Genomic DNA, 14324 nt, shown 5'->3' on the forward strand with positions numbered 1-14324 from the left:
TTCGACCAAAAACTTAGTTTTTTGAAATTTATTTAAATAGAATTCATGTTTAACAAACTCATAAAATATTTCCTGTATAATCGACTGGTAACCATAATGTTACTTGTGTTTTTTGTCGGTTGGGGATTAGTAACTGCTCCCTTTGATTGGGATACAGGATTTTTACCTAAAGATTCTGTCCCGGTAGATGCGATTCCAGATATTGGTGAGAACCAGCAAATCGTTTTTACAGATTGGCCAGGCCGCTCCCCGCAAGATATCGAAGATCAGATCACGTATCCTATGACTACCACTTTGCTAGGTATTTCTGGAGTAAAGTCTATTAGAAGTACCTCCATGTTTGGTTTTTCTATAGTGTATGTGATTTTTGAAGAGGATGTAGAATTTTACTGGTCTAGAACCCGGGTTCTGGAAAAATTGAATTCCCTACCAGCGGACCTTTTACCGGATGGTGTACAGCCAACATTGGGTCCAGATGCCACCGGGTTAGGACAAGTCTATTGGTATACATTGGAAGGTCGTGACCCACAAGGTAATGTTACTGGTGGATGGGATCTAAATGAATTAAGATCCATTCAGGATTATTATGTGAAGTTAGGATTAAGTGGAACATCTGGTGTTTCTGAAGTCGCTTCGGTAGGTGGTTTTGTACAGGAATATCAAATAGATGTAAATCCTGATGCCTTAAAGGCCTATAACATAGGGATAGATCAGGTGATGATGGCTGTCAAAAATTCCAACAGGGATATTGGCGCCAAAACCTTAGAGATAAACAAGGTGGAATATCTGGTTCGCGGACTTGGATATATCGAATCTGTAGAAGATATCGAGAATTCTGTTGTAATGGCTACAGATAATAAGCCAGTTCTAATAAAAGATCTTGGGGTAGTACACTTAGGGCCCGCAGAACGTCGTGGGATACTCGATAAAGGAGGAGCCGAAGTAGTTGGGGGGGTGGTAGTAGCTAGATATGGCTCAAATCCGCTTCAGGTTATTAAGAACACCAAGGAGAAAATTAAGGAGATCTCTGCTGGCTTACCACAAAAGACACTGGCAGATGGAACTGTAAGTAAGCTTACAATTGTTCCATTTTATGATAGAACCCAATTAATTGGTGAAACTATCGGGACTTTAGAGAGTGCGCTTTCCCATGAAATTTTAATAAGTATAATCGTAATTATTGTACTTGTTCTTAACCTTAGAGCTTCTTTACTTATTTCAAGTTTATTGCCGGTGGCGGTACTTGTAACCTTTATTGCAATGCGATATTTTGGTGTAGATGCCAATGTGGTTGCATTATCTGGAATCGCAATTGCTATAGGGGTCATGGTAGATGTCGGGATTGTATTTGTAGAAAATATTATCAGGCATCTGGAAATGAAAAAGAATGAAGGGGCGAAGGACGAAAAATTATTGAGTATAATATATAATGCTACTATGGAGGTTGCTCCAGCAGTAACAACAGCTTTGGCTACAACGATCGTAAGTTTTCTTCCAGTATTCTTTATGGAACATGCCGAGGGAAAATTATTTAGACCCTTAGCTTTTACAAAGACTTTTGCCTTAGGGGCTGCCTTTTTAATCGGGATGTTAATTTTGCCGATGCTTTCTTATTTCGCGTTTAATATTCGAATCCAAAAAGAACGTGTAGCAAGGATTTGGAATATTGTGCTAATTGTAGCGGGATTATTTTTAGCCATCTACTTTAGTTTTTGGCTTCCATTAGCTCTTGTTTTAATTGGTGTAATAAAATTATTAGAGCACAAAAATCCGGAGTTCTTAGGGAAACATTCCTCTCTAATTACGATCATCGTTATTCTTGGTGTTACCTTATTCTTTCTTACAGAAGAATGGGTGCCTCTGGGTCACCAAAGCTCACTTTTTTCCAATTATATTTTTGTAATTGTACTCTTAGCGGTTACCCTTGTGATCCTCATGGGAATAGTTAAATTTTATAAGCCTATTTTAAATTGGTGTTTGTTGCATAAAGGAACTTTTTTACTCCTTCCATTAATTACAATCTTCTTTGGAGTATTAATTTGGTTAGGCTTTCCTAAAATTTTCGCACCAGTAGGCGATGGGTTTAATAAAATAGGCTGGAATATAAGATCAACTTCTGGATGGAGCGGTATGGCGCATACATTTCCGGGAGTAGGAAAAGAATTCATGCCATCTTTGAACGAAGGAAGCTTTTTACTAATGCCTACTTCTATGCCTCACGCTGGAGTTGAGGCCTCCAAAAAAACCTTACAACAACTGGATATAGCGATTACAGATATCCCGGAAGTTGAAGTTGTGGTTGGAAAATTAGGAAGGATAGAAAGCGCTTTAGACCCTGCCCCTATTTCCATGTACGAGAACATCATAAATTACAAGTCTGAATATGCTTTGGATGGAGATGGAGATCCTATAGCTTTTAGAGTAGATGATGATCGAAGGTATATTCTAAAATCGGGAGATTCATTAACTAATGAACAAGCACTGGAGCAACGTGTATCGATTGAGGATTTAATAGAAGATGAGGATGGTGACTATTATAGAAACTGGAGATCTCATATAAAAAGTCCGGATGATATTTGGAATGAGATCGTAAATCGAACTAATATTCCGGGAGTTACTTCTGCCCCTAAACTTCAGCCTATAGAAACCCGATTGGTGATGCTGCAAACTGGGATGCGTGCACCTATGGGAATTAAAGTTTATGGGCCAGACCTTCAAACAATTCAAGAATTCGGATTGGAGCTGGAAGATCTTTTAAAGCAAGTTCCATCTGTTAAAGCCGAAGCAGTTTTTGCTGATAGAACAGTTGGTAAACCATATTTAGAAATAGATATAGACAGAATTGCAATTGGGAGATATGGCTTAACTATAGAAGAGGTTCAGCAAACTTTGGAAACTGCGATTGGGGGGATGGAAATTACCACCACAGTAGAAGGTAGAGAGCGCTATGATGTAAGAGTGCGTTATCCAAGAGAATTAAGGGACGATCCAGAGAGTATTAAAAAAATATTAGTGCCTACAAAATCCGGGGCTCAAATTCCGTTAGGGGAATTAGCCGATCTTACATACACCCGAGGACCTCAAATGATAAAGAGTGAAGACACCTTCTTGGTGGGATATGTTCTTTTTGATAAAAGAGATGGATATGCTGAGGTAAACGTGGTAGATGATGCTAACAAATTCATCAAGGAGAAAATAGATTCTGGAGCTTTGATAGTTCCATCGGGGATTAGTTATAAGTTTTCTGGGAATTATGAAAATCAGGTACGAGCGGTAAAACGTTTAGCTATTGTAATTCCAATAAGTTTGGTAATAATTTTCTTGTTATTGTATTTTCAATTCAAGACCATAATTGCCTCTACAATCCACTTTTCAGGAGTATTTGTAGCCTTTGCAGGTGGGTTTATAATGATCTGGTTATATGGGCAAGGATGGTTTATGGACTTCTCGGTTTCAGGAATGAATATGAGAGACCTGTTCCAAATGCATGATATCAATTTGAGTGTTGCTGTATGGGTAGGTTTTATTGCCTTATTCGGTATTGCTACAGATGATGGAGTTCTTATGGGAACTTATATTCATCAGGTTTTTGAAAAAAGAAATCCTCAAACAGTAAAAGCGGTGAGAGCTGCGGTGATGGAAGCTGGACTTAAGAGAGTTCGTCCTGCAATGATGACAACTGCGGTAACGATTATTGCATTATTTCCGGTATTAACTTCTACCGGTAAAGGTTCCGATATTATGGTGCCTATGGCAATTCCGATTGTTGGAGGTATGATCATTCAGATCATGACCATTTTTGTAGTGCCGGTATTACAAGCCTATTGGAGAGAATCAGTAGTAAAGAAGAATCCGCCTAAAGAATCATTACTTGAGGCTAAAGAATTATAGAACATGAAAAATATAAAAATATATACCCTTTGTTTTTCTGTGCTCATGATATTGGGAATTCAGAATATGAAAGCCCAGGAATCGCTGGAAGAATACTTGGAAATTGCGGTAAATAACAACCCGAAATTAAAATCGGAATATGCCCAGTTTGAAGCGGCGATGAGAAAATCGCCACAGGTTTCCAGCCTGCCAGATCCTACTCTAACAATGAGTGGGTTAGGGAGAATGGTAGAGACCAGAGTGGGGGCGCAAGAAGCTAGGTTTAATATCATGCAAATGTTCCCTTGGTTTGGAACTTTAAAAGCACGTGAAAATGCTGCAAATTTAATGGCAGAGGCTAAATTTCAATCTTATTTAAATTCTCAAAACGAATTAATTTTTGAAGTTAAATCTGCCTATGCCGAGCTATATAATTTGTCTGAAGTGATCAAGATCAAAGAGGAAAATTTAGGCATTCTGGATTCTTATAGAGAATTAGCTTTAAGCAGATTCAAAAGTGGCGGGGGCGCCATGGTGAATGTTATAAAAGTAGATATAGACAGAGATGGATCTTCTACAGAGATTGAGCTACTAAAAGATCAAAAAAAACCCTTAGAAGTTAGATTTAATTTATTGCTCAACCGTGAAGCAACTTCAGCAGTTATAATAAAAGACACTTTGAATGTTTCAACCGTTTTGGAAGAGGGTAATTATGAAGAGCAACTTCAAAATCATCCTATGATAACGGGACTAAAAAAGCAGAAAGAATCATATATAGCACAAGAGATTGTGGCTGAAAAGGAGGGCTTACCTAACATTGGCTTGGGAGTAGATTATTCTATTATTTCAAAGAGAACAGATTCTAACCCTGAAGGAAATGGGATGGATGCCTTTATGCCAATGGTTTCAGTGAGCTTGCCAATTTTCAGAAAAAAATATAAAGCAGCTAAAGAAGAGGCTAAATTCATGGCTGTAAGTATGGAGAATGAAATACAGGACGTTAAGAACGAACTGGTCTCTACTTTAGAAATGACCTTATATGAATTGAAAAAATCTAAACGTCTTATAGAGTTATATAACAAGCAGCTACAAAGTTCTTCCCAAGCAAATAAACTTTATGTTTCCTCATTTAGCAATGCTACCGGGGATTTTGAAGAGGTGCTGCGAATTAATCAGGATATTTTAATGTTGCAAACTCAAAAGATAGAGGCTATAAAAGACGGATTTATTGCAAATGCAAAATTAAAATATTTGCTTTTTGAAACTCAAAATAAATATTACAAATAATAGCATCCATAAATATAAAATCATGGAAAATAAAAAGATAATTATAATTGTAATCGCCACTCTAATAGTAGGAGCTGGCTTAGGTTGGTTACTAAAACCTTCCAGTGCAGCATCGGAAAATGTGGCTATGGAATCTGCTGAAGGACATGATCATGAAGGAGATTCTGTAGCGGAAATTTGGACTTGTTCTATGCACCCACAGATAAGACAATCGGAACCGGGAGCATGTCCAATATGCGGAATGGACCTAATTCCCTTAAAAACGGAAGACGCCGGAGGCGATCCCGATAGCTACCAGATGAGTGAAAATGCTATTAAGTTAGCAAACATTACTTCAGAAATAGTGGGAACGGGAAGTGCATCAAAAGAATTAAGACTGAATGGAAAAGTTCAAGTAGACGAAAGAAATTCCTATTCCCAATCTACCCATATTCCCGGGAGAATAGAGCAGCTCTCAATTAATTTCACGGGTGAAAAAGTAAGCAGGGGACAAACCTTGGCTATGGTGTATTCTCCGGAATTGGTTAATGCTCAAGAGGAATTATTACAGGCAGCAAGCATTAAAGCTAGTCAGCCGGAATTATTTGAAGCAGCAAAAGAGAAATTAAGAAATTGGAAAATAGGGAATTCCCAGATCGACCGTATCCTGGCAAATGGTAAAGCTATCCAGCGATTTCCAATTGGAGCAGATGTAAACGGTATTGTTACTGAAAAAATAGTGGAATTGGGAGACTATGTAGAACGCGGAATGCCACTTTACGAAATCTCTGATCTTTCTAAAGTTTGGGTGCTTTTTGATCTTTATGAAAGTGAATTGGCGTGGGTTAAGGAAGGGAGTAAGGTTAAGTATACTGTGAATTCTATACCAGGAGAAACCTTCGAAGGAACTATAAGTTTTGTGGATCCTATTATTAACTCCCAAACCAGAGTTGCATCGGCAAGAATAGAGGTAAATAATAAGGACGGAAGATTAAAACCAGAAATGTTTGTTTCGGGAATAGTGAAAAATGAAGGTTCTAAAACGGACACTCAGGAAATTGTAATTCCGAAGTCGGCAGTGTTATGGACAGGAACCAGATCTGTGGTTTATATGAAAGAAATTGTAAATGGAAGATCAAGTTTTAAATTAAGGGAAATAGTTTTAGGCCCGGGTTTAGGGGATTCTTATATAGTTAAGGAAGGACTAACCTCTGGGGAGGAAATTGTTACTAACGGTACTTTTACAGTAGATGCTGCTGTTCAGCTTTCAGGGAGACCAAGTATGATGAGTCCTAAATCGGAATCAACAACAAAAACATCAGATTCTTTTGTGAAAGTTGCTATTTCAGAAAATGAAAAACAGGAATTTGAGGGTATTTTGACTAATTACCTAAAGATTAAAGACGCACTTGTAGAAGACGATTATTCTTCAGCAAAAAAGTTGAATTCCAAAGTTAATGATCAGATAAATAACATTAACAAATCTCAATTTAATAATGAGGCAGGGAAGATCTGGGAAAGTTTTCAGAAAGAATTGCTAGCCTCTACAAATACAATGGCAACTGCTAAGGATATTAAAGAGATGAGAAACAATTTTGATGAGTTTTCTGAAACTATGATTGGTATGGTTAAAACGTTTCAATTAACGAGTAAAGAGCTTTATGTGTTGCACTGTCCTATGGTAGATAGCAATAAGGGATCCGATTGGTTGAGTGCTTCTTCAGAAATAAAGAACCCTTTTTACGGGAGTGCTATGTTAACCTGCGGGGAATTAAAATCTACAATTAAATGAAAAAATGCTGTCAAGTAGATGATCCGAAACCAAAATCGAAATTTAAAAAATGGAGTGTCAGATTGATTTATGGAATAGTTTCATTCACCTTAATATTCTTAGCCCTAAAACAAGTATTAAACTTTTAAAAATAGAATCATGAAAAAAACAATTTTAACAAGCTTTATAGCCATAATTAGTTTAGCTGCGTTTTCACAAAATGAGCATGCAAATCATAATATAAATGCTGAAACTAAACAAGATTCCACCACACCTAAAAAAGTATTGAGTCCGCACACCAGTGCAATGGCTATGGTAGGAGACGCACATGTGCACATAGATTATTCTTCTCCAAGTGTCAGAAATAGGATGGTTTTTGGAGGTTTGGTTGGCTATAATACAGTTTGGCAAGCTGGAGCTCATAAAGCAACTTGGATAGAAACCAACAAAAATTTGAAGATAGGCGGTAAAACTTTACCTGCCGGGAAATATGGATTTTTCTTAGTTCCCGGAAAAAAAGAGTGGAAAGTAATGTTCAATTCTAAATGGGATCAGCATGGTAAGGATGAATATAGTGAAGCAGAGGATGTTTTAGTTACAAGTGTAGTTGTAAAGACGCTAGATATTACTCAAGAAGTACTTACCTATAAGGTTAATGATAATAAGAACAACAAAGGTGTGATCTCTTTAGCTTGGGAAAATTCTAAAATTGAGATTCCGTTCGAGGTTCTGGTATCTAAAAAATAAATCAACATAAAATTTAAGAGTAAAAACATTTTAATAAAAATAGATCATGAAAAATATAATTAAAAAGATAAGCCTAGTACTTGTTTTAAGCATTGCCTTTGTGGGATGTAAAAATTCGCAAGAAGAAAATAAGGATCAAATGACACTTGAAGAAGCTCCTGCAACACAGGAGAAAAAAGAGATTTTAGCCTCAAATTATCAGTTAGGGGATCATATTCCTAACGAATTGGTTTGTATGGTAAATAACGCCTATATGGGAACCCCACAAATCCAGGTTCCAGTAGGTGGGAAAACTTATTATGGTTGTTGCGATATGTGCGTAGGTAAATTGAATAATGATGAAAATGCCAGAATGGGGCAAGACCCATTGAGTGGTAAAATGATAGATAAATCTCAAGCTTATATAATTCTTTCTAATGAGGATGGAGCAGTTGCTTATTTTGAATCTGAGGATTCTTATAAGAAGTATAAAAATCAACTGTAAGAATGCAGTAATAAACTGCTAGTTCAATTTCAATAATTTAATTTCAAATTATCATGACTAAAGAATTCTTCATCAAAAATATGGTTTGCGATCGATGCATCAAGGTGGTAAGAAATGAATTGACTGCTGAAGGCATGCATGTTTTGGAGGTTTTTTTAGGAAGGGTAATAATAGAATCGGAAGATGAGGTTTTAGATAAGCAGAAATTGAACAAGGTTTTGGATGCAAATGGGTTTTCACTAATAGGCAGTCCCGATGCAGTAATTTCTGAAGCGGTTAAAATTGAATTGATCACACTATTAAATAAGGTACCACTTAATATTGGAGGAAAACTCTCAGACTTGCTTTCAGCAAAATTGAATTCTGACTACTCTAAAATTAGCAAGATTTTTTCGATTACTGAAAAGATTACCATTGAGAAGTATTTTATAAAGTTAAAGATTGAGAAAGTAAAGGAATTAATCCAATCTCAGGAACATAACTTTACAGAGATAAGTCAGTTGTTGGATTATAATAATATGAATTATTTATCCCGTCAATTTAAAAGTGAAACAGGTATGAGTTTAACGGAATACAAGGGTTTAAATGAAGATTTTAGGAATTCTTTAGACCAAATTGTAAAAAATATTCCTAAAATGTTAACAACAAGAGTCCTAGCTATACTATAATTTTGCAGTCAACCAAAAACTAATCAAATGAAAACCAAAATTTTAAGTCTCAGTATGGTCTCTTTAATCGCTATTGGTTTTACATCTTGTGGTGAAGATGTGAAAAAGCAGACTGTGGAAATTAATACTCCGAAAGAAATAAAAAAATCGGAAAAAAAGACAGCAGATGTGGCTGATCAAGATTTTATTGATGGAATGACAGGAAAAGTTTGGCATAACTATCTGGAAATTAAAATGGCACTTACCAATGCTGATGCTGGTACTGTTAAAGATGTTGCAGGTGAAATGGCTGAAGCCTTTTCAGAGGAACGTGCAGAAATGAAATCTTTAGCAAAGGAAATGGCAGTTACAGATGATATTGAAAAGCAGCGCGCATTATTCGCTCAATTTACTGATAAGGCAGGACCTATGTTTGAAGATGCTTTATCTGGGGGAACTATTTATAAAAAGTTCTGCCCAATGGCTTTTAATAATAAGGGAGCATATTGGTATGCAGATGTAGAAGGGATCTCTAACCCTTATTTTGGATCTAAAATGCCTAATTGTGGGTCAATTAGCAAAACCATCAAAAAATAAAATCATCTTGTACTAACTATAAAATCAGAAAAAATGAATTCAGAAGAAAAAAATCATAAGGAAATGAGTGGAAATTACGGAAAGTTTTTCTTGATGCTTGGTTTATCATTTGTTGCCATGTATATCACAATGTACTTGAACACCTATGAGTGGGACCATGTCTATTTTAGTCTTACAAGATTTTATATGAGTAGTATGGGTATTGCTGCCATGGCTGTAATTATGTTATCTCTCATGCTAAATATGTATAAAAACAAGAAAAAGAACATGGCAATTTTTGTCGGAAGCTTTTTACTATTTGTTAGTGCGTTAGGACTTGTAAGAGCACAGGCCCCAATTATTGGGGATGTGCTTTGGATGAAAGCCATGATTCCCCATCACTCCATTGCCATTTTAGTAAGTGAGCGGGCAGATATACAAGACCCAGAGGTTAAAAAACTAGCTGAGGAAATTATTGAAGCTCAAGCTAGGGAAATAGCTCAAATGAAAAAGATGCTATATAGATTAGAAAATGCTGAGAAATAATAAGGAAAATGCCCAAATCTATAATTTGGGCATTTTTTTAACTCACAGAATACCATAGAAAAATAATGAGGTCAATTTGATCTCAGCTATTGATTGAATAAAGAAATTATGAAAAAGAAATATTATTTAAATTTTATAGTTCTGCTTTTTGTAGGCGTGCTGGGTTTTTCTCAAAATCCAGAAGCTAGAGAAGGGAATCCTGATAATTTGCCAGAGCACGAGTACACTTTGACCCTTAAAGAGGAAATGGTGAATAAGGCAGGTAAAGATGTAATGGGGATGACGGTTAATGGAGGCATTCCAGGACCTATTCTCAATTTTAAAGAAGGAGAATATGCTGTTATTTACGTAAAAAATGATATGAGTGTAGAGACTTCTATTCACTGGCATGGAATGATCTTGCCTAATTTCTTTGATGGAGTGCCCTATTTAACAACCCCGCCTATAGAACCTGGACATACTTTTAAATATGAATTTCCTATAAACCAATCTGGTACCTATTGGTATCATTCTCATACAATGTTACAAGAACAAAGTGGTGTATTTGGATCAATTGTAATTCAACCTAAGGAAAAAACATTGGATTATGATAAAGAGTTAGTATTAATGCTTTCAGACTGGACCAATGAGAAGCCTAAGAATGTTCTTAGAAATCTTAAAAGAGGGAATGAGTGGTATAGCATGAAAAAGGGAACTTCTACGCCTTTAAACCAAGTAATTGCTCGTGGTGCCTTAGGTGCCCAAGTTGATTTTTGGAGACAAAGAATGGAAGGAGCAGATATCGCTGATGTGTATTACCCAGCTTTTTTAATTAATGGGGAAGAGAAAGTCGAGTATCCTGAATTTAAAGCGGGGGAAAAAGTACGATTAAGAATTATAGATGGTTCTGCCTCTACTTCTTTTTGGATGACATTTGGTGGTGAAACCCCAACTTTAATCTCTGCAGATGGATTAGATGTAGTTCCAGTTAAGAAAAATAAAACTTTTATTGGGGTCGCAGAAACTTACGATTTTATAGTGGAGATCCCTCAAGATGGGAAAATTGAATTCAGAATTACAGCACAAGATGGATCTGGAACAGCTTCATCCTTTTTAGGATCCGGGAAAATTTTAGAAGCATTAGATGTTCCTAGGCCAGATAAAATTGCGATGATGCAAAAAATGGCAAAGATGAAAATGAAAATGGGCGCTCCTGCATTAAAGGCTAATCCTGGGAAAGATGAGCGATATGAGATGAAAGAGAAATACGGCATGCAGATGGACGGTATGCAAATGGACGGTATGCAGATGGATGGCATGAATCATTCTAAAGAGTTTATGAACAAAATGAACGATGTGAAACCAGCTCTTCAACATAAAAAACCGAAAGACACCGTTCAGCATAATACAAAACATGTAGAACTGCCAAGTATTTCTAAGCCCATGGATGATATGGATCATACCATGATGAGGAAAGATACTATGAATATGGATCACTCTAAAATGGAAATGAAGAAAGGTACCATGTTGATGGACCACTCCAAAATGGATCACACTAATATGGAGATGAAGAAGGATACCATGATGATGGATCATTCTAAGATGGAAATGAAGAAGGATACCATGATGATGGACCATTCCAAAATGGATATGGAAGATTCATCAAAAATGGATATGAGTAACGATAGGAAAAAGGGCGGTATGCAAGGAATGGAGATGTTTTCAGAATATAATTATGATTATTTGAAATCACCTGAAAAAACCACGTACGATAAAGATTTTCCTGTAAATGAGATCCTATTAAATCTTACAGGGAACATGAACAGATATATCTGGAGTATGAATGGAGTGCCACTTTCAGAAACCGATAAGATTAAAATTAAAGGTGGAGAGGTTACTAGAATTACTTTGAACAACTTGACTATGATGCATCATCCAATGCACTTGCATGGGCATTTCTTTAGAGTAATTAATGAAAACGGAGAATACTCACCACTAAAACATACGGTAAATGTGCCTCCAATGAAGGAGATCACTATAGAATTTTATGGAGATGAATATGGAGATTGGTTCTTTCATTGTCATATCCTATATCACATGATGGGAGGTATGGCAAGAGTAATTAGCTATGATACCCCTAGAGATGAGCGTTTAAAAGAGCATCCTGTTTCAAAATTAGTGGACGAAACAGATATGTGGTATTCATGGGGAATAGTAGATGCCGCTTCTCATATGACAGAATTAAATTTGGTAACTTCTAATATTCGAAATCAATTTAATGTAACCGCAGAATATGGTTGGAATAAAAATTTGGAAGCTGAAGTAAGTTATGAGCGTTACTTATTTGACTATTTACGGGTTTTTGGTGGGGTGAATATAGAAAATGAAATGGAAGATAGTCTAGAGGAGCTAAATACAACTGCAATAGCCGGAATTAGATATTTAACACCTTACCTATTTAATTTAGATGTTAGAATTGATAGTGAACTACGTCCGCAAATAAGTTTAAGTAGAGAAATAATGATATTTCCAAGAACGGCCATTTTTGGAGTATATGAATATCAAGCAGATTTTGGTTGGGTAAATGATTTACCTGCCGGTGATAATTTTGAAAAAGAAGTGACTTGGAGCGCTGGGATGGAATATTTCTTATCTAGAAATTTCTCTTTAATGGGAAGTTATGATAATAGGTTTGGTGCCGGTGGAGGACTATCAATAAGATTTTAATTTAATTACAAATAAAAAAACATGAACATGAATTATTATTTTAATAAAACAGTAAAAGGAAATTTTGAAGATATAATAGATAAAGTTTCCAAAGAATTAGAGAAAGAAGGATTCGGTGTTTTAACCGATATAGATCTTAAGGCAACTTTTAAAAAGAAGCTCGATGTAGATTTTCAGAATTACAGAATTTTGGGGGCATGTAATGCGCCTTATGCTCATAAAGCATTAGCTGCAGAAGATAAGGTAGGAACTATGCTGCCATGTAATGTGATTGTTCAGCAACTCGATGACAATTCCATTGAAATTGCAGCAGTTAATCCTATAGCTTCGATGCAAGCCATTAACAATTCAGAATTAAAGGAAATAGCTGATGAAATTTCAGAAAAATTAAAAAAGGTTATCAATAATATTTAAAATAAACAGGATGAAAAATATAAAATCAATACTAAGCGTAATGCTTATCACAATCCTAACTTTCACAGTAACTTCATGTCGAGATACCAAGAAAGAGGATGATAATGGGATGGATCATGACGATATGGAGATGGAACATGATGATATGGATATGAATGACTCCTCAATGAATTCAGCCGAAAATAAGGGAATGACTCAAGACAAATCGGCATCAGATGCTATTGTTACAAACTATTTAGAAATAAAAAATGCCTTGGTTGCAGATAATACCGAAGCTGCTGCATCTTCAGGAGGAAAACTAGTAAGTGTTTTTGAAGCATTTGAGGTTTCTAATTATTCAGAAGCAGAACAAAAAGAACTTAAGGAGATTATAGAAAACGCTAAGGAGCAAGCAGAACATATTGCAGATAGCCCAGTGGACCACCAAAGAGAGCATTTTGAAATTTTAAGTAAAGACGTGGTAGATCTTATTGCAATTACTGGAACGAATAAAACTTTGTATCAAGATTTTTGCCCTATGTATAATGACGGGAAAGGTGCTATTTGGTTAAGTGAAATCAAAGAGATTAAAAATCCTTTCTATGGAAGCAAAATGCTTACTTGTGGAACTATGCAAAAAGAGATCTAAGTGATCAAAATCTTAAAAGTAATAGCCACCATTGCTTTGACTGCGCTCATCGGAATTCAATTTATTCCAACTTCGCGTAATCAAAGTGATGTTGTACCTGTTACCGATTTTATTAATAATTATAATCCGCCAAAAGAAGTAGCCAGTATTTTGCGAACTTCTTGTTACGATTGTCATAGTAACAATACAAATTATCCTTGGTATAACAAGATCCAACCTGTAGCTTGGTATCTAGAAGATCACGTAAGCCACGGAAAAGAAGAATTCAACTTTAGTGAATTTGGAGACTATTCAGATAGACGTAAAAAGAGTAAACTAAAATCTTTATTAAGGCAAGTAGAACAAGATGAAATGCCATTAGATCCTTACACTTTAATTCATAGTGATGCGAAGATTTCGGAATCTGAAAAAGAATTGTTACTTGGATGGGTGAATAAAGTACTTGAAAGTATTTAGAATACAGGATTACTAAAGTCCTTAAGGGGAAGTAAATAGCTTATTGTTTAATTAGTTAGTTAATTGTAAATTTTCTTTTCATTTAAGGGCTTTTTATTTAATTGAATGCATTTTTTAATTGCATTATACGAAAATGTATTTCTAGTAATTACACAAAATTGTTTTGAACATTTTAGTAGTATAGATAATATAAAAGATGAAGTAAATGCCAAT

General features: G+C 35.7%; 12 protein-coding genes. All 12 read left to right on the forward strand.

What is annotated here, in order from left to right:
- Positions 1-45: 45 nt before the first annotated feature.
- The 12 genes from I130_RS02575 to I130_RS02630 all read left to right on the forward strand — a co-directional run bounded on the left by I130_RS02575 (position 46) and on the right by I130_RS02630 (position 14111).
- Positions 46-3891 (forward strand): efflux RND transporter permease subunit, encoded by a 3846-nt coding sequence (locus I130_RS02575; RefSeq protein WP_034918845.1) that lies wholly within the window; start codon positions 46-48, stop codon positions 3889-3891.
- 3 nt (positions 3892-3894) lie between these two features.
- Positions 3895-5157 carry a TolC family protein gene (locus I130_RS02580; protein WP_083932848.1) on the forward strand — a complete coding sequence of 421 codons (1263 nt, stop codon included), beginning with the start codon at positions 3895-3897 and terminating at the stop codon, positions 5155-5157.
- A gap of 22 nt (positions 5158-5179) precedes the next feature.
- On the forward strand, positions 5180-6928 hold the full coding sequence (locus tag I130_RS02585) for an efflux RND transporter periplasmic adaptor subunit (RefSeq protein WP_034918980.1): 1749 nt from the start codon (positions 5180-5182) through the stop codon (positions 6926-6928).
- Positions 6929-7066: 138 nt separating this feature from the next.
- Entirely contained in the window at positions 7067-7654 is a 588-nt protein-coding gene (locus tag I130_RS02590; RefSeq protein WP_034918848.1) for a DUF2911 domain-containing protein, read from the forward strand.
- Between the two features lie 46 nt (positions 7655-7700).
- Positions 7701-8138 (forward strand): hypothetical protein, encoded by a 438-nt coding sequence (locus I130_RS02595; RefSeq protein WP_034918850.1) that lies wholly within the window; start codon positions 7701-7703, stop codon positions 8136-8138.
- 53 nt (positions 8139-8191) lie between these two features.
- Positions 8192-8806: an AraC family transcriptional regulator gene (locus I130_RS02600; protein WP_051119589.1), complete on the forward strand. Its 615-nt coding sequence runs from the start codon at positions 8192-8194 to the stop codon at positions 8804-8806.
- A gap of 27 nt (positions 8807-8833) precedes the next feature.
- Complete coding sequence (locus I130_RS16165; protein WP_051119590.1) at positions 8834-9382, forward strand: DUF3347 domain-containing protein; 549 nt, start codon at positions 8834-8836, stop codon at positions 9380-9382.
- A gap of 33 nt (positions 9383-9415) precedes the next feature.
- Positions 9416-9907, forward strand: a complete 492-nt coding sequence (locus I130_RS02610) for a DUF305 domain-containing protein (protein WP_034918853.1) — start codon at positions 9416-9418, stop codon at positions 9905-9907.
- A 108-nt stretch (positions 9908-10015) separates the two neighbouring features.
- On the forward strand, positions 10016-12613 hold the full coding sequence (locus I130_RS02615) for a multicopper oxidase domain-containing protein (RefSeq protein ID WP_034918857.1): 2598 nt from the start codon (positions 10016-10018) through the stop codon (positions 12611-12613).
- Between the two features lie 27 nt (positions 12614-12640).
- On the forward strand, positions 12641-13027 hold the full coding sequence (locus tag I130_RS02620) for a DUF302 domain-containing protein (RefSeq protein ID WP_034918859.1): 387 nt from the start codon (positions 12641-12643) through the stop codon (positions 13025-13027).
- A gap of 10 nt (positions 13028-13037) precedes the next feature.
- Entirely contained in the window at positions 13038-13655 is a 618-nt protein-coding gene (locus I130_RS02625) for a DUF3347 domain-containing protein (protein WP_034918863.1), read from the forward strand.
- Positions 13656-13658: 3 nt separating this feature from the next.
- On the forward strand, positions 13659-14111 hold the full coding sequence (locus I130_RS02630; RefSeq protein WP_034918989.1) for a heme-binding domain-containing protein: 453 nt from the start codon (positions 13659-13661) through the stop codon (positions 14109-14111).
- Positions 14112-14324: the final 213 nt, after the last annotated feature.

Origin of the sequence: Gillisia sp. CAL575, from assembly GCF_000403785.1 — a bacterium.
GTDB lineage: Bacteria > Bacteroidota > Bacteroidia > Flavobacteriales > Flavobacteriaceae > Gillisia.

What these genes read in the sequence shown, in the direction of transcription:
- I130_RS02575 (WP_034918845.1), top strand. Translation starts at nt 46, where the DNA reads ATGTTTAACAAACTCATAAAATATTTCCTGTATAATCGACTGGTAACC.
- I130_RS02580 (WP_083932848.1), top strand. Translation starts at nt 3,895, where the DNA reads ATGAAAAATATAAAAATATATACCCTTTGTTTTTCTGTGCTCATGATA.
- I130_RS02585 (WP_034918980.1), top strand. Translation starts at nt 5,180, where the DNA reads ATGGAAAATAAAAAGATAATTATAATTGTAATCGCCACTCTAATAGTA.
- I130_RS02590 (WP_034918848.1), top strand. Translation starts at nt 7,067, where the DNA reads ATGAAAAAAACAATTTTAACAAGCTTTATAGCCATAATTAGTTTAGCT.
- I130_RS02595 (WP_034918850.1), top strand. Translation starts at nt 7,701, where the DNA reads ATGAAAAATATAATTAAAAAGATAAGCCTAGTACTTGTTTTAAGCATT.
- I130_RS02600 (WP_051119589.1), top strand. Translation starts at nt 8,192, where the DNA reads ATGACTAAAGAATTCTTCATCAAAAATATGGTTTGCGATCGATGCATC.
- I130_RS16165 (WP_051119590.1), top strand. Translation starts at nt 8,834, where the DNA reads ATGAAAACCAAAATTTTAAGTCTCAGTATGGTCTCTTTAATCGCTATT.
- I130_RS02610 (WP_034918853.1), top strand. Translation starts at nt 9,416, where the DNA reads ATGAATTCAGAAGAAAAAAATCATAAGGAAATGAGTGGAAATTACGGA.
- I130_RS02615 (WP_034918857.1), top strand. Translation starts at nt 10,016, where the DNA reads ATGAAAAAGAAATATTATTTAAATTTTATAGTTCTGCTTTTTGTAGGC.
- I130_RS02620 (WP_034918859.1), top strand. Translation starts at nt 12,641, where the DNA reads ATGAATTATTATTTTAATAAAACAGTAAAAGGAAATTTTGAAGATATA.
- I130_RS02625 (WP_034918863.1), top strand. Translation starts at nt 13,038, where the DNA reads ATGAAAAATATAAAATCAATACTAAGCGTAATGCTTATCACAATCCTA.